The following is a 21,194-nucleotide window of genomic DNA, read 5'->3' on the forward strand; positions in this document are numbered from 1 at the left end:
CCTGTCTTTGTCTTAGGTCAATGAAATCATGGATGCACCAAACAGTAACAAAGATTGCCAGTTGCAGCTTACTTCATGCACGATGAAGTTATGTTTTGAGATTTCTAGTAATGCCGCAAAAACATAGTTCAAAATCTTGAACATCAAACTTAGCTAACCACAAGTGTGTCGTCAACGACTACCTAGATGAAATTCATTACTCTCACCGATCTGAATATCGTCAACACCAAGCATTGAAAACCATCACAATCATAGACAATGATCTAAGTATCGAGCGGCTTATCAATCTGCATACGATACAAAGTGGCGATCAAATCCGTTTGTGTAATCACACCTTGCAACTCGCCACTCGAATTCAAAATCGGAACAGAATGCAGACCAAGATCGGTAAAAAGCGCCACCAGTTCAAGGATATCGGAATCGTCTACTTTAGTCTCGACTGAAGTATTCATGATATGACCTGCAACTTCATATCTACTACCAGTCAAACGATGCGCATTCTCCAGCAGTTGCCGCAAACGCAGATCAAAATCATGGTAAACATCAAGACCCGCATTTTTTAAGAAATCAATAAGGCTTATTGTTCCAATCACCTTTCTTTGATCGTCAATGACAGGCAGTGTTTTGACTTTATGGGTTCGTAATAATTGCCAACACTCTTCGAGCCTCGTTTCAAATTTAACTGTGACGACATAGCGTGACATGATTTGACTACACCGAATCACTCCGTGTCTCCGGCGATGCACTTGTATCTCGGTATTCGTAATCAATGTTTGTAAATCAGTTCGACTAATATCGAGTAGTTTTCCGTGCTTAGCCAAGATAACATCGAGATCAGCACTGGTAACACCTAGCCTAGCGCTTATTTGCGGATCGCCTGTTCGATGCAAATTCTCGCTTAACCTTGCAGATTGCGGGTAATTCACCTTTCGCAAATGGTGAAATCCTGCCGCAATGATGACCAAACATGTCGACTGCAGCACAACGACTCCCAACACAAAATACCATTCAAGGTGCTCTATTTGTGTCCCACCAAGCACTGCCAAAAGTGAAACCGCTCCGCCTGGTGGATGTAGGCTACTAGTAGCAAACATTACCAAGATCGAAAGCCCAACAGCCAGCGAAGCGACAAACGGATGATGACCGAGCAAGGTCGCACACCCAACACCGATACTTGCGGATATAAAATTGCCAAAGCATACCGACCATGGTTGCGCTAGAGGGCTAGATGGTAGAGCAAATATTAGTATAGAAGTGGCTCCCATTGGCGCTACCAATAGAGGAATCGATCCATAACTGCCCCAAATGAGAAAGCTCGATACACTCGCGAATAACAAGCTCGACAAAGCACCTGCTGCAATGAGAAAACGATCCTTGTATCCCAGCTTGTTTGCTAGGGGCAAGAATCGTCCAAATGTTGCTTTAACATCAGAGAGATAGAAGCTTTTATTCACTAGAGAATCACAAGATTTTGGCATCAGTACGTCAACTGGAAAGAAACTTAATATTCCACTGGTTTCGCCTTATCTCCAAGTCGCTTCCTTGCCTTAGATCAATAAAATCAAACGTCGAATAAGTCTTATTTCGTTTTTTTATGCTCGCGTGGCGATCGCAATTGGGATCGCAACGGCTAGTAAATCATTCTCTCTCCGTTCTTATGACAAGCTTTCTTGATGAGAGTAAAGCTTTTGCCTCTCATATCTTGCAGTCATACGTGCAAGCCACTAGAGTTCGTTTTTTTTACATTCAAGTTTGTGCAATGAGCGACTTGATTGCATTTGCTTTTATCTTTCCCAAACTTATATATGAAATCAAGAATTGCCATCACCGCACTCAATACCATTTCTGCACTTGGATCAAATCCAGAGGAAATTTGGCGTCATTATCAAAATTCACAAACACATATTCAAAAGAAGTTAATCAACGGTGAAACACAATTCGTGGCTAGTATTCCTGATGATTTACAAACGCAACTACAATCGATTCGTACAGAAAATACACAGTACCAACATCTTGATGCTAGTGTTATCAATGCCATGTGGGTCGCACGTCAGGCAATAGAGCAAGCGAAGTGGGAAAATGATCGCCAATTCGGCGTTTTTCTCGGCTCATCAAGAGGAGCGACACAACAATTGGAGACATATCACAGGACATTTTTAGACGGTGGGACTGTTTCTCCTCATACCTCACCAACGACCACGCTAGGCAATCTGGCAAGCTCAGTTGCAAGAGACCTCAAAGCAACTGGTCCTAGCACTTCGTTATCGGTCACATGCTCCACTTCTCTGCATGCCATCTTGAATGCGGTCGCGTGGCTGCGTTCTGGTATGGAGACCCGATTTCTTGCGGGCGGTAGCGAAGCTGCACTCACGTCGTTTACTTTGCATCAGATGCAAGCTTTGAAGATTTATGCGAAGGACGATGCAGAATACCCCTGCCGCGCCTTGGATCTGACAAAAACGTATAACAGCATGGTATTAGGTGAAGCTGCGGGCGTCGCCTGCTTAGACATTAACCCAGAAGCGATTGCGATAGCGTACATTGATGAAGTCGGCTACGCAACGGATGATGCGTTCACCAGCACTGGCATGTCTGAGGCCGCAATTTGCTTTCAGAAGTCAATGCGAATGGCCATCAAAGATACCGATCCTAGCGAGATCGATGTCATCGTGATGCATGCACCAGGAACAATTAAAGGCGATCTCTACGAGTGGCAGGCGATTCAACAGGTTTTTCCACATGATATGCCATTGTGTACGACAAATAAGTGGAAAATTGGGCATACCCTTGGTGCCTCAGGCATACTAAGTTTGCAGATGGCAGTACTCATGCTACAGCATCAACATTTTATACCTGTGCCATATATTCCAGCCACAACTCCTCGAAAGCACATTAGAAAAATTCTCGTGAATGCGGTTGGTTTTGGCGGGAATGCGGTCAGTATTTTGCTATCGCGCTAGTTAGTTAGAAGTGCTACGACAATTAAGTTAGCTAATTTCAAAAGCCACCGCGTTTCTACAATTTGGTCAAGGTAACTACTTAGCATAATTTCCTAGATATTAGTCGATTTTTATTGAACCATCTGGCTCCCAGTTAACCTTGGTGATACCAGGCTCAATGTCTTCTAATAGACGTATTTCTCTTTCCTCTGGACTGACAGGATTTAACTGTTCTCTGCGTTGTTCGGCCAAACGTTTATCTTCGATTATTTGTGTTCGGTGATGGGTCGCGACTTCGATAATTTCTTTTAACTCTTCCGCGATCCAAGGCTTTGGAATATAGCGAAAAACTTCGGCTTCGTTGACTGCTTCCATTACCGTTCTAAAATCAGCAGAAGCACTAAGCATTAGCCGGATGGTGTCTGGACGAAGTTCCTTAACAATACGTAAAAAGTCAATGCCGTTCATTCCCGGCATATGATAATCCGATACGACAAAATCAAAATCAAGCATTGCAATTCGCTCGATAGCAGGTTTTGCATCGGAAAAACTCTCAATAACCAATTCACTACTCGCAAACAGTTGCTTAAGGCTTCGTGTTAGTGCGGCGAGCACGTTTTTTTCGTCATCGAGAAGAAGTATTCTGCGCATTATGCTTTCCTTTTGGTATGAATGTGTGCGGTTAATACCCCGCCTCGCGTAACATCGTACAATCTTAACTTTTCAATTGTTGCTTGCTCCAAAACATGGTTTGCTGGCAACAGCAACATTCCTTCTTGTGAAACCAAATCTGTAGCTATTACCATGCCGGGCAACAAATTTCTAACTTTGACTATCTGTATCTCTATGTCAACGCCCTTGTCATTGAAGACTCTTCTGAACCCGTCAATCACCCGACTATCATATCGACTCCCTGCACCCTTTATAACGAGCGCCTTGGCATCATCTGGGAACAAGCGCTTCGGAGTTAGCGTACCAATCTGTAATTGATGGTAGTCTTTTGCGATCGCCAGTATTCTGGCACCTAAGGGTATTTGTTCTCCAACCAATCCATCGGGGAATCCTTTTCCATCAAAACGTTCGTGCTGCGAGCGTATTATTTTTGCTGCATCGTGCAAATCATCTAGTGGTAATAAAAGCTGCTCGGCACGAACCGCATGCTTATAAAACAATCCCAATTGATCGGAGGTTAATTGACTTAATGGGGTATTGATAAGTTCATCTGAAAAACCCATCTTACCGATGTCTGCTAATAATGCGGCGACAAAAATATCTTGTATTGAACCAGCGCCAAGTTCTAATTTTTGTGCAATTTTTCTAGCAAGATCCGCCACTTGGCGCGAATGCCCTGCTAATTTCCCACCACGCATTTCAATGACATTTGAAAATACTTTGATTGAAGTTAAAAAACTATTTTTTAGTTTTTCATTTGCACCTAACAAGAGATCATGAGCATTTCGGAGTTCTTTAGTTCGCTCAAGAATTTTTTGTTCAAGAGTGGCGTTAAGTTCCTTCAGTTCCTCGTTTTGACGAAACGTCAATGCTTCTAATCGCTTCTTCTCAAGCTCCAATTCCTTTCTGTTGATTTGCACTGAAAATTGACCCACTTTGCTGGATAAATTGCATCTAAAATTGACCCACGTTTAGCACACAATCCTACTTATCTTGATGAGTAGGGAGCAGGAGTGATTGACGTGGCATTACTAGGTATTATTCGACGCTGGCACATTCGTGACCAGATTCCATTACGGGAGATCGCCAGACGACTGGGCATCTCTCGCAACACTGTCCGGCGCTATCTGCGCTCTGAAGTTACAGAGCCAGCCTATGCGGATCGACAAACAACAAGCGCCATCGATAAATATGCATTACAGCTTTCAAGCTGGCTTAAAACCGAAGCGGGTAAAAATCGTAAGCAGCGACGAAGCTTAAAACAACTTCATCTCGATCTGAAAGAACTGGGATTTGAAGGGTCGTATGACCGGGTGGCAGCCTTCGCCAGGAAGTGGAAGGTGGATCAAACTGACAGGGTCAATTCAGCTAGCAAACGAACACGTAAAGGAAAAAAAGACCAAACTAGCCTCAACCTAACCCTTAAAAAAACTTAAAACGAGTGGGTCAGAATTTGATGCAAACGCCGGGTCAGAATCCAGCGCAAACTAACAGACTCCGACATAAATGAGCCAATAGGGTCTGACAATGACAGCAGAAAACCACTCAAAGAAGACAATTTGACCTAATAGCAAAACGACGAAACTGAGCCCAAGAGTGATCGCCAGATTGCGCGACTTAAGCAGTTGCGCCTGCGCAGAGCGCCACTCCATAATGAAAGGGATAATGAGAATACAGCCATTTAATTGGCTAAACCAATTTGCAAGAAATTGATTAAGAGTTTGCGAAGAACTGTTATTGCCAAAAACAGAAATGAGCAGAAAGAGCAAAGCGGTAAGCAAACTCATGGGTATAAAAATAAACCCTGTAGAGCGAATCAGTTCGAAAACACTAGAAATAGTCGCAAATCGTACCAGACGTTCGCGAAGCACATAAAGCACGATCACTGGCGCAAAAGTGCCTGATAGAAAAATTAATGACGACGTAAAAGGCAGAACGAAACTCGTTACCCCGATCACGACGCTACTGCCGACAATCACACCAACGACATAGCGGGATCCAAAACAAAGTATCAAGCCCGTCACAAAACCCATGAACAAATTAGGCACAGGCAAGGCATGTTCCGAATAACCTGACACACTTTGGAGTGATATGATCAACACCCCGAGTATCACAACGATCAGCCCAGCCAGTAACTGATCTTTAATGACAAATTTCTTTTCTAGGGTATCTGTAATCGTCATTTTTCAGCTCCAAGATACCTTACCTGTGAATCGAAAAGTAATTTGTTCTTACTTAATATTAGCAGTTTATTGCCACCTTATCGCCCTAGTTTTGCGGTTTAGTAACAATTGTAATTGATTAAAGTTTATTTTCTGGGGATACAAATTCGAGACTCCAGAATGCACGATATCAAAAAGATTTTGGATTGCAAATCTGAGAAGGAAGATTGAACAAGACGATTATCAGGCGATGTTATTTGAGTTGCATTAACACTTTTTTTGCACCGACCTTGGTACCCACTTTGACTTAGACTCTATTCCGCAAGCTGAATTTGCGCCGGAGGTCATTTACGCCCAAAGGAGCACTGTTTCAAGTTGACTAAAACTAAAATTGCCATCTCAATCTAGAATCGATATCCAAAACAGGCTACACAGCTTAGCCACGTACCCAGCGGATGTCCATAGTTGATTATTGGCGTCAACGATCAGCGCATCGACATCCAACATATGCTTAAGCCTAGTGCGACCAGCTTCTGCGCCAGAGACCATCAGTGCTACACCGAGGCAATTTAAGCGACCAAGCTTATCGCTAATCAGCGTCACAACACGCAGACCTTGTGTTGGATAACCACTCTTGAGATCGAGATATGATGCTAGCGCTTACCTTGATATATGATGAACCGTTCGCAGTCAACTGACGAGGCAACAAAGCCTTTATTCAATACTATCTCAAGTAATTTGAATAGTTCGGTAGTGTTGATGCGCATACAAAAATGAATGGTGAAATTTTGGATGCGCGCCCGCCTATCAACGGTTTTTCTTGACGGTGTACATGGCCGCGTCAGCGTCTTTCAAGACGCGGTCTGGGTCATGGTCACCGCCACCCTTAATCAGCGTCATGCCAATACTTGCCGAACCATGGTGGGTGATGTCCCCCAATAAGTAAGGTTCTTCCAGCGCGGCCTGAAGTTTGGCTACCACGGTCTGTGCATTCACCTGTGCTTGTACAGGATCGGTCCCCAGCCCGTCTAGCAAAACCACAAATTCGTCGCCCCCCAACCGGGCCACTACATCACACTCACGCACTGTGCCGCAGAGTCGACGAGCAACTTCGACTAACAACAGGTCGCCAGCGTCGTGACCATGGGTGTCATTGAGTTGCTTGAATTTATTCAGGTCAATAAACAACACAGCGATGTGGCTTACACTGCGCTTGGCCATCAGCAGTGAATGCTTCAAACGGTCAAGCAACAACCGCCTGTTGGGCAGGCGGGTCAGCGCGTCGTGAAAAGCATGGTGGCGTAATTCGTATTCTAGGTTTTTCTGCTCTGTCACGTCGCGCTCAATGGCCGCGAAATAGGCCACCTCGCCATGGTTGTTTTTCAGTGGAACGATGTGCATATCGAGCCAATATCCCTTGCCTGACTTGGAATAGTTATAGATGATTTCCCGAACCGGCTGACCCGACTCGAGTCCACTCGAAATACGCGCGCGCACCGCTGGATCCACATCGGGACATTGCAAAATGCGCGGAGACTTACCGATCACTTCTTGCGCCTCGTAGCCGGTCAGGTGGGTAAATGCGCGGTTAGCGTAAATAATTCGTGGCCCGGGCTCTTCGAGCGGATACGCCTCGGTGATAAGGATAACGTCTTGGGCAGAGTCAACAATTTCTTTAAACGGAATGTCGGCCCGCTCGTAGGTATTCTGGGAAAAGGTTACAACAACCCGCTCGATCATACCCTGTACATCTTTTTCAGCCAGAGCATTCACTGTAAGCCAAGTAACTTCGGCGCTGCTGCTGTCGCTCACGCCCATGAGTAGTTCTTCTATCGGCTCGCCAGTAGCCAACACTCGATTGACCGGAAACTGCTCCAGCGCTAGGGGCTGGCGGTAGGTATCGATCAGTTGCCACTGAAAGTCTATGGCCTCTTTGCCCAAGACCTGTTCCGCGGTGAGTCGCAACACCGCCAGTGCCTTTTTGTTGGCATGCAATACTCGGGTGTCAGGGGCATGCACCACAACGCCAACGGGCAACATGTCCAAGATGGCAAACGCATCGAACTCTGAATTCATAAAAGTCAATTCTATTAGAAAAAAGCCTTCAAGAACTCACAGGGTAATATCAAGTTAAGTTCATAGGCAATATGACAACGTAAGAGCTTATTAAAACCAAAACATCACCCGCCATTGAAATTATTAGTCATTGCATGTGGGTGTATACATCCGAAGCTGGCTATACAGCTTAGCCACGTACCCAACGTTTGCTCATTCCAGCGGATGTCCATAATTGATTATTGGCGTCAACGAGCAAGGCATCGACATCCAACATATGCTTAAGCCTAGTGCGACCAGCTTCTGCGCCGGAGACCATCAGCGCTGCACCGAGGCCATTTAAGCGATCAAGCTTATCGCTAATCAGCGTCACACCACGCAGACCTTGGGTTGGATAACCAGTCTTAGGATCGAGTATGTGATGCAAGCGCTTACCTTGATGCATGATGAACCGTTCGTAATCACCTGACGAGGCAACAAAGCCCTTATTCAACGCCACCACACCAAGCAAGCGATCAGGTTGACGTGGATCGCGCAAACCGATGCGCCAATCACGTCCGTTCAGTTGACCACTAACCAGCACATCACCACCGCCATTAATCATGACATTAACCACGCCATGTGCAAGAAGCTGGCGCATCCCCGCCTGCATAATCGGCAATTTCGCAATCCCACCCAGATCAAGTCGCATACCGCGCTTATTTAAAAAAGCGGTTCGCCGACGGACATTAAGAATAAGCCCGTTGGCACCAACTAAAGGTAATTGCTCTGCGATTTGTTGAGCTGTGGGAATCGAGGGAGACGATGCATCAAAATTCCAATCACGTAGCGTACCAACCGTAGCATCAAAGGCACCATTACTGCCCTTTGTGACACGCTGCGCCATCTCAAGCACGTCAAATAGTTCGGCTGAAACTTGAACCGGCTGCAAACCAGCAGCTAAGTTAATCGCATTAAGCTCACTACCACTCCGATAGCGACTCATCATGTCAGCGAGCCGCGCCATTTCACTAAAAGCTGCACTGGCTGCTGCATTCATGGTATTTGCATCGGCACCTTGCAAAGTCAGATCAAGGCGTGTGCCCATCAGAATTTTGGAAGATTGATGTATATCGGATTTAGCCTGCACCGGAGCGATCAATAAACCACAAGCAAACAGAGGAAGACCGATCGCCAGTTGACGGCGCTTAGGAGATGCTAGTTTGGCAGATAAAGTAGCCATGAATTGAAATCTTCTTCACAAAGAGAGGACGAACTTCTCACAAAACTATTTCAGTTATGTGTACTGGCTCAAGCGCTATGTGCATAGCGAATTTCCACCACACACAACATGCATAAATCCAAAATTATGTCGTCTAATTCAACAGATATCAGCGAGACTGAGCAACCATATAGTCGACCGTTGCTCTCACATCATCATCACTCAAATTTGCCGCGCCTCCGCGCGCAGGCATCTGCCCTTTAGCACCGGTAAATCCTTCTAACGCATGCTTATATAAGACATCCATTCCCTGAGCAATTCGTGGAGCCCAGTCTGCCTTATCGCCTGGCTTTGGCGCACCAGCCACATTGGCAGCATGGCACATTGAGCAGGTTTTTCCATAAGTCGTTTTACCAATCACATTTTCTGCAGCAACGGGGGCTGCGGCAACCAATGGAGCACTAGCGGAAGCGACTGGCGCTTCTGCTTCTTTTTTATTACAGGCGCTGAGAAAAGCCAAACTTGCCAGAGTGAATGCACTCAATAATTGAGTAGATGATTTCATGTTTTTCCTTGAATGAGTAAAGTACAAAAGGCGAGTGGTAAGCGACATGCATGGGCATGATTATATGCAATAATACACGATAAAAAGCGCCTCGCCCATCATGGTTTGCGCTAAAGCAAACATGCGTTACAATCAATCGCCTCGGCACGCTTTCTTGATGCATATCAATTTGTTTTTCTAGAAAATCTTGCATCATAGAAACCGCTGTCACAATTAGTTTCTATTAGCCACGGCCAGCCAATTCTGAATTCTAAACTCCGAAAAGACCAGCCAATAAGGATCACATCATGAGTCAAGACAAAATCAAAGAAACCGAAGCACCTGCTTTAGGTCGCCGTAGATTTCTCAATACCGCCGCGATCGCAAGCATAGGAACATTGGTCGCATGTAACGAAAAACCTGGTACAGCTGGTACGATCCCCTCTGCTTCCGCATCAGCTGGTGGCAGTCATGCAAGTAGTAATGCATCACATTTAAAACCTGGTGAACTGGATACCTACTACGGTCTGTGGAGTGGTGGCCATACTGGCGACATGCGTGTCTTGGGACTTCCTTCTGGACGTGAGATTCATCGCATTCCTTGCTTCGTACCGGATGCATTGGTTGGTTGGGGCGTCACCAACGAATCCAAAAAGATCATGGGTACTAAAGCTGACGGTAGCCTAAAGTACACCGTAGCAGATACGCACCATACACACGCGTCCTACAAAGACGGTAACTATGATGGACGTTACGCTTGGATCAATGACAAAATCAACAGCCGTATTGCACGCGTTCGTCTTGACTACTTCGTGTGCGACAAGATCACACAGTTGCCGAATGTTCAGGGCTTCCATGGTATTTTCCCAGACAAACGTGATCCGGTTGACGAAAAAATTAACTACACAACGCGCGTCTTCTGCGGCGGTGAATTTGCGACTCCTTTGCCAAATGCGGGCAGTACAGACAGTAGCAAATATCGCTCTATGTTTAGCTGCGTTGATGCAGAAACAATGGAAGTGCGTTGGCAAGTGCTGATCGATGGCAACTGCGATCTGGTCGCCACGTCGTATGACGGTAAATTAGCGGCGACTAATCAGTACAACACGGAAATGGGCGCGCACTATGAAGACATGATGTCGTCCGAACGTGACGCCTGTCTGTTCTATAACGTGGCACGTATTGAAGCAGCGGTCAAAGCAGGGAAATTCAAAACCATTGGCGACTCCAAGGTACCCGTAGTGGATGGCACGCACGAAGCCAACAAAGATCCAAAAACCGCCCTCACCGCTTACGTATCTGTGCCAAAAAATCCGCATGGTGTTAACGCTAGTCCCGATGGAAAATATTTCATTTGTGCGGGCAAACTTTCCCCTACTGGAACTGTCATCGATCTATCCAAAGTGTTGGACTGGTTTGACGGCAAATTGGAAAAATTGGATGCCGCAATTGTGGCGGAAGTTGAACTCGGTCTAGGTCCTTTACACACAGCCTTTGATGGTCGCGGTAATGCGTTCACAACTTTGTTCCTAGACAGCCAAGTGGTGAAGTGGAATGTCGAAGCAGCGATCAAGTTCCACGCTGGCGACAAGACTGCAAAATATGTTGTGGATCGCCTCGATGTGCAGTATCAACCAGGTCACTTGAATGCATCGCAATCCGAAACCAAGGCGGCTGACGGTAAATACCTTGCGGTTGGTTGTAAATTCTCCAAAGATCGCTTCTTGCCAGTGGGTCCTTTGCATCCAGAAAATGAGCAAATGATCGATATCTCTGGCGAGAAAATGGTTTTGATGGCAGATCACCCAGTACGGGGCGAGCCGCATGATTTCATCATCTTCAAACGTGACTTGGTTCGTCCAAAGCAAGTCTATGATTTGAACGACTTCCCAAATGCAATTAAGGATCCAAAAGAATCTGGCGTAGTGCGTAACGGCAAAAAAGTGACCGTCAAAATGACATCACAGGCGCCCGCATTTAGCCTACGTGAATTCACCGTTAAGAAAGGTGATGAAGTCACTTTGATTTTGACCAATTTAGACAAAATCGAAGATTTGACACACGGTTTCGCTATTCCCAACCACAACGTCAATTTCATTGTCAATCCACAAGAAACTGCCTCTGTCACGTTCATCGCTGGCAATCCAGGCGTGTACTGGTGTTATTGCACACATTTCTGCCACGCCTTGCATTTGGAAATGCGCACTCGCATGATCGTGGAAGCCTAACCCGGTAGTTGCAGCTCCGGTGGCGTCTGGATTTTTCTGGGCGCCACCATCCCAGTGAGGCATTTTTAAATGTCTCGCCAAGTAGTAATAAGTAGGAATAAAAATGTCTTTAATGCGTAAAAACTTGGCGACCAGTGTAGATTTCTACCTGGTCGCATTTTTTCTGTTACTACTAAGCGGCATCATTAATCCGGCGAATGCGCGATCGAGCGCGTATGAAGCGGCTTTGCCAGCAGAACTCAAAACAGCCAAAAACATGTGTGCATTAGTTGCTTGCACCGATGTCTTCCCTAGCGCGAAAAGCTTTTCAGAACGCATGGGACAGCCGCCTTACGTAGAAGCCTATGGCGACCCCATCGCTGGCAAAAAGACCTTGCTTGGTTATGTCATGCTCTCAACCGACATTACCGACACCCCAGCCTATTCTGGCAAACCTGTCGTGACACTGATGGGCATGGATCTCAAAGGCCGCTTCGTTGGCATCAAAGTGCTCAAACACTCTGAACCGATTCTTTTGTTGGGCATCCCCGAATCAGCTCTGCTTAATTTCAATAAACAATATCTTGGCAAATCTGTCACCGATAAAATTGAAGTGGGTCAATCTCGTCCGGACGAAGGTGTACTGGGTGTGGACGCCATCTCTGGTGCGACCGTCACCGTCATCGTGCAGAACCAAGTCATGATGGCCTCCGGCATGGCGATCGCCAGACAGACTGGTATCGTCGCACCGACGGTACGTGAACCTGCAAAATATGTACTTAATGGCCGCCGTCTAACATGGACTGAGTTAGTCAAGCAAGGTAGTGTACAACGCCTGCTAGTTAAACCAGAACAAGTGGGTTTAGAAAAAAATGACGTACCTTTTATTGAACTTTGGTTTGGTGATCTGAATCACCCAGATGTTGGCATCAGCCTGTTGGGGGAAAACAGTTTCAATAATTTACGTTCTCAGCTAAAGCCCGACGAGCACGCACTGTTCATCATCCGCACCGATGGCATAGAATCCTTCAAAGGCTCAGGATTTGTGCGTGGTGGCATGTACGACCGAATACAGGTCAAACAAGATGCTGACTCCTATACCTTCCGCGATCTCGATTATCTCAATCTCTATGGCATCGTCGCCGATGGCGCACCAACTTACAATGAGTCTGCGATATTCATCATTCGCTCCAAAGCATTTTCAACTGCCTACCCATGGAAATTATCCTTCCTTGGCAATCGGGTTGACCGTGCCACGGGCACACGGAGTTTCGCCAGTTTTGATGCTAAATATTGGTTAGCTGACGAGCTATTACAGGGCGGTAGACCAGTGGTCGAAGAAGCAGCGGCACCCTATGTTCGCATCTGGAAATCACGTGCTATAGAAATAGGCTTGTTTTGTCTCTTATTGATCGTCGTCACCATCGCCTATGCTTATCGAGAAAAACTGACACGCATGTCGACTCACAAAAACAAATGGCCGGTGAATATTTTCAAATACAGCGCTTGGATCTTGAGTATCACTTTTGTGGGTTTTGGTGTGATGGCACAACCTTCGATTACGCAAGTACTGACCTGGTTTCACTCGCTATTATTTCAATGGACTTGGTCACTGTTTTTAACTGACCCGTTTATTTTTGTCTTTTGGATTTTCATCATTATCACGGTGTTCTTATTCGGACGCGGCTTGTTCTGCGGCTGGATGTGCCCATTTGGATCGATGTCGGAAGCGATCTACAAGATCGGCGAAAAAATTGGACTTAAACGTTTTCAAACTCATTTGCCACAAGCCGTACATGACAAACTGAAGTGGCTTAAGTATGCGATCTTTTTTGGACTACTAGCGGTGTCGATGTTCTCCATGGGTCTAGCGGAAAAACTAGCCGAGGTCGAACCATTCAAAACAACTTTTTTAGTAGGCATCACAAATCGTGCTTGGCCTTATGGATTATTTGTCGCACTCATACTCGGCATCTCATTATTCATCGAACGGCCTTATTGCAAATACATTTGTCCTCTGGGAGCCGCCTTAGCTATGCCTAGCACTTTCCGCTGGTTTGGTCTGAAGCGCAAACAAGACTGCAATAGCTGTAAGGCATGCGCAGTCGGTTGCGGCTCGCTGGCGATTGATAAAGCAGGACGAATTGATCACCGTGAATGTTTGCACTGCTTAGACTGTATGGTGCTATACACCGACGTCAAAGGCTGCCCGCCGCTATCTAAAGAACGCAAACGACGCGACCGAGAAGGTTTGGAGATCAAAGGCATCGGCAAAGATGGCTACTTCATCCCCATTTATCCGATACCGGCAACTCCGGCATCCGAGGCGATCAAAGCTGGCCTCGATCCGCGCATGCCAACTGATCCCGTGAAGCCTGCGTATAAGACGAACGCCACTGGATTGCACTGGATAATCTTAGAGATTGTCGATCATATATGGCCTTGGAGTGCGAAATCCTGGTCATCGCAACGCGGCTTGCAAATCGCTGGCGTCGCGCTGGCGATTGCCGCTAGCCTGGCTTGGATATTAACGGCGATTGGGCAGCTCTCATCCGCCGCGATTATCGCCTGGTGGTTCGGCTGGAGCGTGTATGAAGTATTGATACGTCTGTCAGGAAAACGCTATGTCAAAGACGGTCCATGGTGGCGGGATAATTATCGCTATGCCAGTGTGATGGATATGATCAGTTATGTGAGTTTCAAGAATTTACTCATTGGTGCCGCATTATTTTTATCACTAAAAACGCTGGGCTTATTAATCGTATGATGACAGCGATAAAGGGATTACTACTAGCATGCATGATGGCTGTTCCCGCCTTTGGCGACGCAGCGATCATCCTGGTAAAACCAGGTGAGTCACTACAACAGGCGATTGCGAAAGCGCAAGCTGGTGACACGATAGAAATCACACGTGGCCGGTATCAAGGTAATTTTTTAATCGATAAAAAACTGACCTTAAGAGGAATCAATCGTCCCACGATTAGCGGCGAAAATCGTGGCGATACTATCCGTATCATCTCACCCGACGTGGTTATTGAAGGATTAATAGTACGTGACTCTGGGGACAGTCTGAAAGATCAAAATGCAGGTATCTATATTTTTCCAGGCGCGCACCGTACCATCGTTAAAAACTGCGACATCACCTACAACTTATTTGGTCTGTGGATAGAAAAATCCAACGATGTGTTAATAGAAAACAATTTAATCACAGGCAAGCGCGAATACAATTCCTCTCAACGTGGAAATGGCGTACAACTTTACAACACCAAAGGTGCACGCATCATCGGCAACAACATCAGTTTTGTACGCGATGCTCTGTATGTCGATGTGTCACATCATGCCATTTTTCGCGGCAACAAATTGCATCACAGCCGTTACGGCAGTCACTACATGAATTCTTATTACAACTTATGGGAAGACAACGATAGTTACTTCAATCGGGGTGGTCTGGCATTGATGGAAGTACGTGACCAAGTGGTACGCAATAACCGTACTTGGGGGAACTCTGATCACGGCATCATGTTGCGTACCATGCAGGATTCCTTAGTCGAAAACAACGTCATTGCTGGCAATAACCGAGGCTTGTTTATTTACGATGTCGAGTACGTCAGCATTAAAAATAATCTGGTGGTAGATAATCGCGTCGGTGTACATTTATCAGCAGGTTCTACCCGCAATCAAGTCGAAGGTAATGATTTCATTGGTAATCGTGAGCAAGTTCGATACGTTGGCGCCAAAGACGAAAAATGGGGCGTGCAAAGTGGTAATCACTGGAGCAACTATTTAGGTTGGGATAGAAATGCTGACGGTATTGGTGATGTTTCTTACGAGGCCAATGATATGGTTGACCGCTTAAATTGGCGCTACCCCAGCACTCAATTATTACTCGCCAGCCCCGCAGTGCAAGCATTGCGTCTGGTATCACAACAATTTCCCGTGTTACGTGTACCGAGCGTGGTCGATCCCAAGCCGCGTATGCAACCAACCAATAAGCAATGGAGGCAATGGCATGGCAAGCACTATCCCGGCCAATAACAGGTCTCACGCTGAAGACAGTGCCATCGAAGTACGTGGTGTCAGCAAACATTATGGCGCCTTACACGCGGTTGATGGCGTTGATTTGACGGTAAAACATGGCGAGATTTTCGGCCTCATCGGTCACAACGGTGCTGGTAAAAGTACCTTGTTCAAAATGATGCTGGGTCTGACGGAACCGAGCGCTGGCGAGATTTTAATTAATGGCACAGCGGTGACAGGTAGCGATTTTCGTCATACCCGTCGTCAGCTCGGTTATCTCCCGGAAAATGTGGTGCTATATGACAATCTCAGCGGCATCGAAACTTTAAAATTCTTTGCCAAACTCAAAGGTGCACCGATAGAACAATGTGCGCCTATGTTAGAACAAGTTGGCTTGGCTCATGCACTCAATCGCCCCTTGCGCGAATATTCCAAGGGAATGCGCCAGCGTCTGGGATTTGCACAAGCCTTGCTCGGCAAGCCGCGCGTGCTATTTCTCGACGAACCGACCAATGGCCTTGATCCTCAGGCGATACGAGACTTTTACATCACGCTACATGATCTACGCGATACCGGCGTTACTGTCATTATTACCTCGCACATTCTGGCGGAGTTGCAAGAGCGGGTTGATCGTCTCGCGATCATGTCAGCGGGAAAAATACAGGCCTTAGGTAGTGTGACTCAATTGCGCGAGCAAATGCACATGCCACTCCTCGTCACACTGTGTCTGGCGCCAAACGATGTGCCACTGGCACAAGATGCGTTGAGTCACCTGCCAGATGTGACCTGCACAATAAGCGGCAACAGTCTCGTAGTACGTTGCCCGCGTAACAGCAAGATGGAAGTACTGGCCGCGGTTAGCCATCTAGGGAGCAAGTTGATCGATCTGAGCATACAAGAGCCGTCGCTGGAAGATGTCTTTTTTGGATTTTCGAATTAATTTTCGGACTAAGTCAGAATAAAGAAAACATTATGGAAATAAATCAAATTTTTACCCTGGCAGCGAAAGAATTTCGCGACCGAATTCGCAATCGTTGGGTACTGGCTGTGGCGCTGGTGTTCACCGTATTCTCTTTAGTGATCACCTATCTCGGCGGTGCGCAACAAGGCCAGATCGGTCTTAAATCTATCGAGCTGACCATCACAAGTTTGGTCAGTCTAGTGATTTATTTGATTCCCTTAATTGCCCTACTGCTCGGCTTCGATGCGATTGTCGGCGAACGTGAACGCGGTTCGCTGGATTTGTTATTGTCTTTTCCGATTACCCGTACTGAATTTTTACTCGGTAAATATTTAGGTCTCGCTGGCGCTTTAACACTATCCACCGTCGCAGGATTTTCACTGGTGGCAGCACTGCTATACCAACAATTTAAATGGGCCGGATTATTTCATTACCTCGGCTTCATCATCAGCTCCGTACTGCTCGGCCTGGCCTTTCTCAGCTTAGCGATCTTCATGTCGGTCATTGCTCGTGAACGAACCCGCGCTTCAGGCCTAGCCATCGCGTTATGGTTCTTCTTCGTCTTGGTCTTTGATCTGTTGTTACTTGGTGCTCTGGTCGGCACTGGCGGCAGCTACGGTGGCGATATTTTTGCCTACTTACTGTTACTCAATCCGACCGATGTATTTCGTATTCTGAATGTCTTTTCTATGGACGATGTGCGCACCCTTTATGGGCTTTCGAGCATCGTTCCCGCTGCCCTCGCCAAACCCTGGCTTATGGGTTCCGTTATGTTTGCCTGGATCGTTGTGCCGCTGGCGTTGGCACGTTGGAGATTTAACTCATGATCATTAGTCGTCGAAAATTTATCATCAATACGCTCATCACGGCCGTCGCTGGAAGTACCTTGATGGCTTGCGGTCAATCAACTACCAGCAAATCCATCACCCCGGTAGAAATTGATCCACACACCACCTGCGATCTCGACGGCATGTTACTGGCCGACTACCCAGGCCCAAAAGCACAAATTTTTTATGAGGGCAAAGAGTCGCCCACATTTTTTTGCGATACGGTAGAAATGTTTCACACCTTATTGTCACCTGAACAGGTCAAGGCAGTTAGCGCCGCATATGTACAAGACATGGGCAAAGCGGATTGGGATCAACCGCGTGGCAACTGGATACCTGCAAAAGAGGGATTCTATGTTTTGGGCAGTAAGCGACATGGTTCTATGGGCCCGACTATTGCTAGTTTTGCGCAAGAGGCAGATGCAAAAAAATTTATAGGACAATGGGGAGGAAAATTCCTGCGCTATGTCGAGATCAAGCCTGATATGGTGGATTTAAGTGGTGGTGCCTTACACGATACGCGGATGTAGGCGATGTTGATACACATCCCTTCAGCTAAACTAGTCGCTGGGATAACTGGCACCTTGTTGATCGCGCTGACGCTGACCAAGTTTGTTCCATGGCAAGCTACCGTAACGGACGTTCAAACCATCACGAGCGGCGACATCTGCATTGTGGCTCCCGCAACGCCGTTTGATCCCAATTGGGGTATCAGCCTACTCGCACCACGTAAGGTACCCAACGATGCGCGTTGCCCGGTATGTGGTATGTATCCAGCGCGCACCAGCGAATGGGCCGCGCAAGTGATCTTCAAGAATGGCGATACCCATTTCTTTGATTCGCCATTAACTTTATTTATCTATCTGCTAGACCCGTCAAAATATAGCCGCGGCCGCGATGCCAGTGAGATCGCTATCAGTTACGTCACAGACACATCACAAGGCCAATGGATTAAAACCAGTGAGGCTTTTTTTGTGGCCGGATCGGAGGTAATGGGACCCATGCGCGCTGGCAACTTCCCCGCATTTTCTCGTATCGAAGACGCACAGGATTTTGCTAAAAAACGCGGCGGCACAGTAATAAAAGCCGATCAAATCAGAGCTCAGTCACTACAAACTCTTCATCGCTCACGTCAGCATTTGCATCAGACAAAGTAACTTTCTAAAGCCGAACCATGACCGAACTTAAATATCAGCGCAGCTTGGGGTGCGTCTAAACAAACGGAGCTAAAGTTCCACAGAAATGATAAATCAGCCGTTTTTTGAAGTCCGTTGACATATTCTATACCCCGACCGTCAAATCGTTGATTGTAGCGCGTTCTGACAGGTCGATCTCTCGCCCCTCCCCAGCACTTAAACCGCGACTACTTATAGCCGCGACGCACGTCTCCAGCGCTTTATCAACCATTCCAGCATATCGCCTCTCGAATTGCAGTCGGTTATTCAGGATAGAATGCCCGCCTGTTAAACAGCGCTGTTATTTTTCCAGTTTTTGTTAGTTTCAGCACACTGGAAAATCGCTTCAGAACGTTACTGGTGAAGCCTATAAAGAAATGTGCATGATAAATATCCGCGCTGATTACTGGAAAATATTACACGCTGTTTGACACTAGTGACTGTCATTAGTCGATACTTTTTCACGCAAAGTCACTTCTAATCCGAAAATGTCGGCAATTTGATTCAGAGATTTAATCGTGGGATTTGCCGTACCTGCCTCTAAAGCTCTGATCAGTTTTACGTTAACTCCGCGATGTTTGGCAAACTCTGGTTGCGTGAGTCCGGAGATAGCACGCATTTTTTTAATGGACTCCTGAAGCGTCAATTTTCCAGAAGTAAGATCCTCATAGAATTGTTTACGCTGCTCACGTGCCACTTCTTTGGGGAGTGGATTACGTCGCTTATCCATAGCTACCTCCTACTTTCAGCTCCCGCAACTGTTTAATCTGTGTCTGAATTGCATAATAGCGGTTTTCAATAATATCGCTATCGACCCCTTGCTGAGCCATGATGTCAGGTAGACCTTCTATCGATTGTCCAAATAAATACAAGGCATCAGTAATCACTGCAAGTTCATGCTTCTCTAAATCTAATGAGGCAAGTACATCGACCCAATTATTAAGTTCAACATTATTTTTGTCTTTGTTTTTCCATCGCAATGCCCGTGCAATACCTTCTTTGTCCAAATTCATCGGTGCAAAATCAAATAAGGGAGAGAGTTGAATTACGCCGTCCACTATTTGTACGGCTGTATTTCTGGCATGATTATCGGTGTTGCCCATCGCGAGATTGAGTATATCTCGCTTGATAAATTCTATTGTTGTTGCGGTCTTATCGGTGACATAGAGTCGTAATGCAGCTAACAATTCATTCTGTGATGGGCGTTGGTCAAAACCAATCTGACCAACTAAGGAAGCTGCACTTTCTTGATGTAATCTCTCCACACCAGATTGCGTTACTTTTCGATCAAATCGTGGAATAAACAGCATGTCCTCATGGAGCTGGGGTATTTCCTCGACAAAAAGCCCAAGCGCATTTGCTGTACGAATAAATGCTGCTTCGTTACGTAGAATCTTGATGTCGCTTGAATCTCGCCCCCTCGGTAATTTTATGAGGTAGTGCTTTTGGGTATAGTCGTCTTCAATAGCACCATCGGCGTACCATAAATTATCTTTTCCCAATGTCAGCATAAATTTTGGCGCGACACCCTGGACACCAGACGTGCCTGCAGACAGCATCCCATGAATGTAAAGATGCTCGATAAAATCATCCTTTCTTTCTAGGATATCTTGCATGTTAAATCCGTTCAGTGGTGTTACAGCATTGCTCTTATTAGAATGCTTTTTATAGAAAGCAAGCGCTTCTTTCACTCTTAATCTTCCGATAGGGTTAAATGCGCCAGCACAAATAAGAGGCCAATCTGCGGCAGGTCCATCGGCTAATTTGAGCTCGCCAAGTAGGTAATGACGACCTTTACCTTGCGGAATAAGATCAAATAGAAATGAAGGCCAATGTGCTAACTTGACTTCATTCAAATTGACTGGAAATCGAAGGGATACCGGTGAGTTTTGGCCATCAAATACAAAGTCCGTATCGTAACTGAGCGTCGACGAACTGAAACCACCTTGATAGGCATTATCAATTTCAATAACGCAGCATTCATGCCATTGATTACCTACCCAAATCTCGATCGTGAGCTTTTCCATAGACAAACCAAAATAGAATTTAATTTATCCATTATAACGGTAATTTAAACTAAATCTAGTGCGATATTTTGGTAATTATAATGGGTATTTATGGAAAAATGATTATTGAATTATTGTTTAAAAGTGAGGCTTTTAAATAGCCTGTTGCGATAAGACATATTGGGGTCTTGTCGTATGTATAACAGCGAGAACTTAGCACTGTTGTCCATGCTCGAATATCGCGCTAATAATGATCGAATATTTGCTAACGCCATTTTCTCTTGAAAGGCTTACTGTATATAGGGTGCGTTTAAACAAACGGAGCTAAAGTTCCACAGAAATGGTAAATCAGCCGTTTTTTAACGGTCGACCGACATATTCTATCCCCCGACCATCAGATCGTTGATTGTAGCGCCTTTTAAGAGGTT

At 46.0% G+C, this 21,194-nt stretch carries 17 protein-coding genes and 1 pseudogene; 9 read left to right on the forward strand and 9 right to left on the reverse strand.

Translation table 11 applies throughout. The features are described from left to right. Positions 1-263: 263 nt before the first annotated feature. Positions 264-1,454, reverse strand: a complete 1,191-nt coding sequence (locus H8L47_RS26700; RefSeq protein ID WP_222616699.1) for an HPP family protein — start codon at positions 1,452-1,454, stop codon at positions 264-266. A 351-nt stretch (positions 1,455-1,805) separates the two neighbouring features. On the opposite strand from H8L47_RS26700, the gene H8L47_RS26705 reads away from it, so the two are divergent. Further along, a complete protein-coding gene (locus H8L47_RS26705; RefSeq protein ID WP_186956878.1) occupies positions 1,806-2,960 on the forward strand; it encodes a beta-ketoacyl synthase N-terminal-like domain-containing protein in 1,155 nt (384 codons plus the stop codon). 99 nt (positions 2,961-3,059) lie between these two features. Here H8L47_RS26705 and H8L47_RS26710 read toward each other — a convergent pair whose 3' ends face one another. Next, complete coding sequence (locus H8L47_RS26710; protein WP_186956879.1) at positions 3,060-3,590, reverse strand: response regulator; 531 nt, start codon at positions 3,588-3,590, stop codon at positions 3,060-3,062. Beyond that, a complete protein-coding gene (locus H8L47_RS26715) occupies positions 3,590-4,546 on the reverse strand; it encodes an HD-GYP domain-containing protein (protein WP_222616700.1) in 957 nt (318 codons plus the stop codon). The genes H8L47_RS26710 and H8L47_RS26715 overlap by 1 nt, the downstream gene beginning before the upstream one ends. Positions 4,547-4,624: 78 nt before the next feature. On the opposite strand from H8L47_RS26715, the pseudogene H8L47_RS26720 reads away from it, so the two are divergent. Beyond that, a pseudogene (locus H8L47_RS26720) lies at positions 4,625-4,963 on the forward strand (helix-turn-helix domain-containing protein); the annotation flags it as partial. A 135-nt stretch (positions 4,964-5,098) separates the two neighbouring features. Here the strand turns inward: H8L47_RS26720 and H8L47_RS26725 are convergent. From H8L47_RS26725 to H8L47_RS26740, 4 genes are all read right to left on the reverse strand, one after another. After that, positions 5,099-5,794, reverse strand: coding sequence for a hypothetical protein (locus tag H8L47_RS26725; RefSeq protein WP_186956881.1), 696 nt, complete (start codon positions 5,792-5,794; stop codon positions 5,099-5,101). 786 nt (positions 5,795-6,580) lie between these two features. Further along, positions 6,581-7,849, reverse strand: a complete 1,269-nt coding sequence (locus H8L47_RS26730; protein WP_186956882.1) for a sensor domain-containing protein — start codon at positions 7,847-7,849, stop codon at positions 6,581-6,583. Between the two features lie 169 nt (positions 7,850-8,018). Next, on the reverse strand, positions 8,019-9,050 hold the full coding sequence (locus H8L47_RS26735; RefSeq protein ID WP_186956883.1) for an FAD:protein FMN transferase: 1,032 nt from the start codon (positions 9,048-9,050) through the stop codon (positions 8,019-8,021). A 148-nt stretch (positions 9,051-9,198) separates the two neighbouring features. After that, positions 9,199-9,594, reverse strand: coding sequence for a c-type cytochrome (locus tag H8L47_RS26740; RefSeq protein ID WP_186956884.1), 396 nt, complete (start codon positions 9,592-9,594; stop codon positions 9,199-9,201). A 287-nt stretch (positions 9,595-9,881) separates the two neighbouring features. Here H8L47_RS26740 and nosZ point away from each other — a divergent pair, with 287 nt between their 5' ends. The 7 genes from nosZ (at position 9,882) to H8L47_RS26775 (ending at position 18,742) form a co-directional block, all read left to right on the forward strand. After that, positions 9,882-11,801 carry a TAT-dependent nitrous-oxide reductase gene (nosZ, locus tag H8L47_RS26745; protein ID WP_186956885.1) on the forward strand — a complete coding sequence of 640 codons (1,920 nt, stop codon included), beginning with the start codon at positions 9,882-9,884 and terminating at the stop codon, positions 11,799-11,801. 103 nt (positions 11,802-11,904) lie between these two features. Further along, the gene (locus H8L47_RS26750; protein ID WP_186956886.1) at positions 11,905-14,547 is read left to right on the forward strand and encodes a NosR/NirI family protein; all 2,643 of its coding nucleotides are present in this window, start codon (positions 11,905-11,907) and stop codon (positions 14,545-14,547) included. A gap of 35 nt (positions 14,548-14,582) precedes the next feature. Next, positions 14,583-15,815 carry a nitrous oxide reductase family maturation protein NosD gene (locus H8L47_RS26755; protein WP_230413928.1) on the forward strand — a complete coding sequence of 411 codons (1,233 nt, stop codon included), beginning with the start codon at positions 14,583-14,585 and terminating at the stop codon, positions 15,813-15,815. Continuing rightward, the gene (locus H8L47_RS26760; RefSeq protein ID WP_186956888.1) at positions 15,790-16,737 is read left to right on the forward strand and encodes an ABC transporter ATP-binding protein; all 948 of its coding nucleotides are present in this window, start codon (positions 15,790-15,792) and stop codon (positions 16,735-16,737) included. Before H8L47_RS26755 ends, H8L47_RS26760 begins: the two co-directional genes overlap by 26 nt. A 32-nt stretch (positions 16,738-16,769) precedes the next feature. Further along, the gene (locus H8L47_RS26765; RefSeq protein WP_186956889.1) at positions 16,770-17,585 is read left to right on the forward strand and encodes an ABC transporter permease; all 816 of its coding nucleotides are present in this window, start codon (positions 16,770-16,772) and stop codon (positions 17,583-17,585) included. Then, a complete protein-coding gene (locus tag H8L47_RS26770; RefSeq protein ID WP_186956890.1) occupies positions 17,582-18,115 on the forward strand; it encodes a nitrous oxide reductase accessory protein NosL in 534 nt (177 codons plus the stop codon). The genes H8L47_RS26765 and H8L47_RS26770 overlap by 4 nt, the downstream gene beginning before the upstream one ends. A gap of 3 nt (positions 18,116-18,118) precedes the next feature. After that, positions 18,119-18,742, forward strand: a complete 624-nt coding sequence (locus H8L47_RS26775; RefSeq protein ID WP_186956891.1) for a nitrous oxide reductase accessory protein NosL — start codon at positions 18,119-18,121, stop codon at positions 18,740-18,742. 451 nt (positions 18,743-19,193) lie between these two features. On the opposite strand, the gene H8L47_RS26780 is transcribed toward H8L47_RS26775, so the two are convergent. Next, positions 19,194-19,490: a helix-turn-helix transcriptional regulator gene (locus tag H8L47_RS26780; protein WP_186956892.1), complete on the reverse strand. Its 297-nt coding sequence runs from the start codon at positions 19,488-19,490 to the stop codon at positions 19,194-19,196. After that, a complete protein-coding gene (locus H8L47_RS26785; protein WP_186956893.1) occupies positions 19,483-20,787 on the reverse strand; it encodes a type II toxin-antitoxin system HipA family toxin in 1,305 nt (434 codons plus the stop codon). Before H8L47_RS26785 ends, H8L47_RS26780 begins: the two co-directional genes overlap by 8 nt. Positions 20,788-21,194: the final 407 nt, after the last annotated feature.

Source organism: Undibacterium umbellatum, from assembly GCF_014284125.1.
GTDB classification, from domain to species: Bacteria; Pseudomonadota; Gammaproteobacteria; order Burkholderiales; family Burkholderiaceae_D; genus Undibacterium; species Undibacterium umbellatum.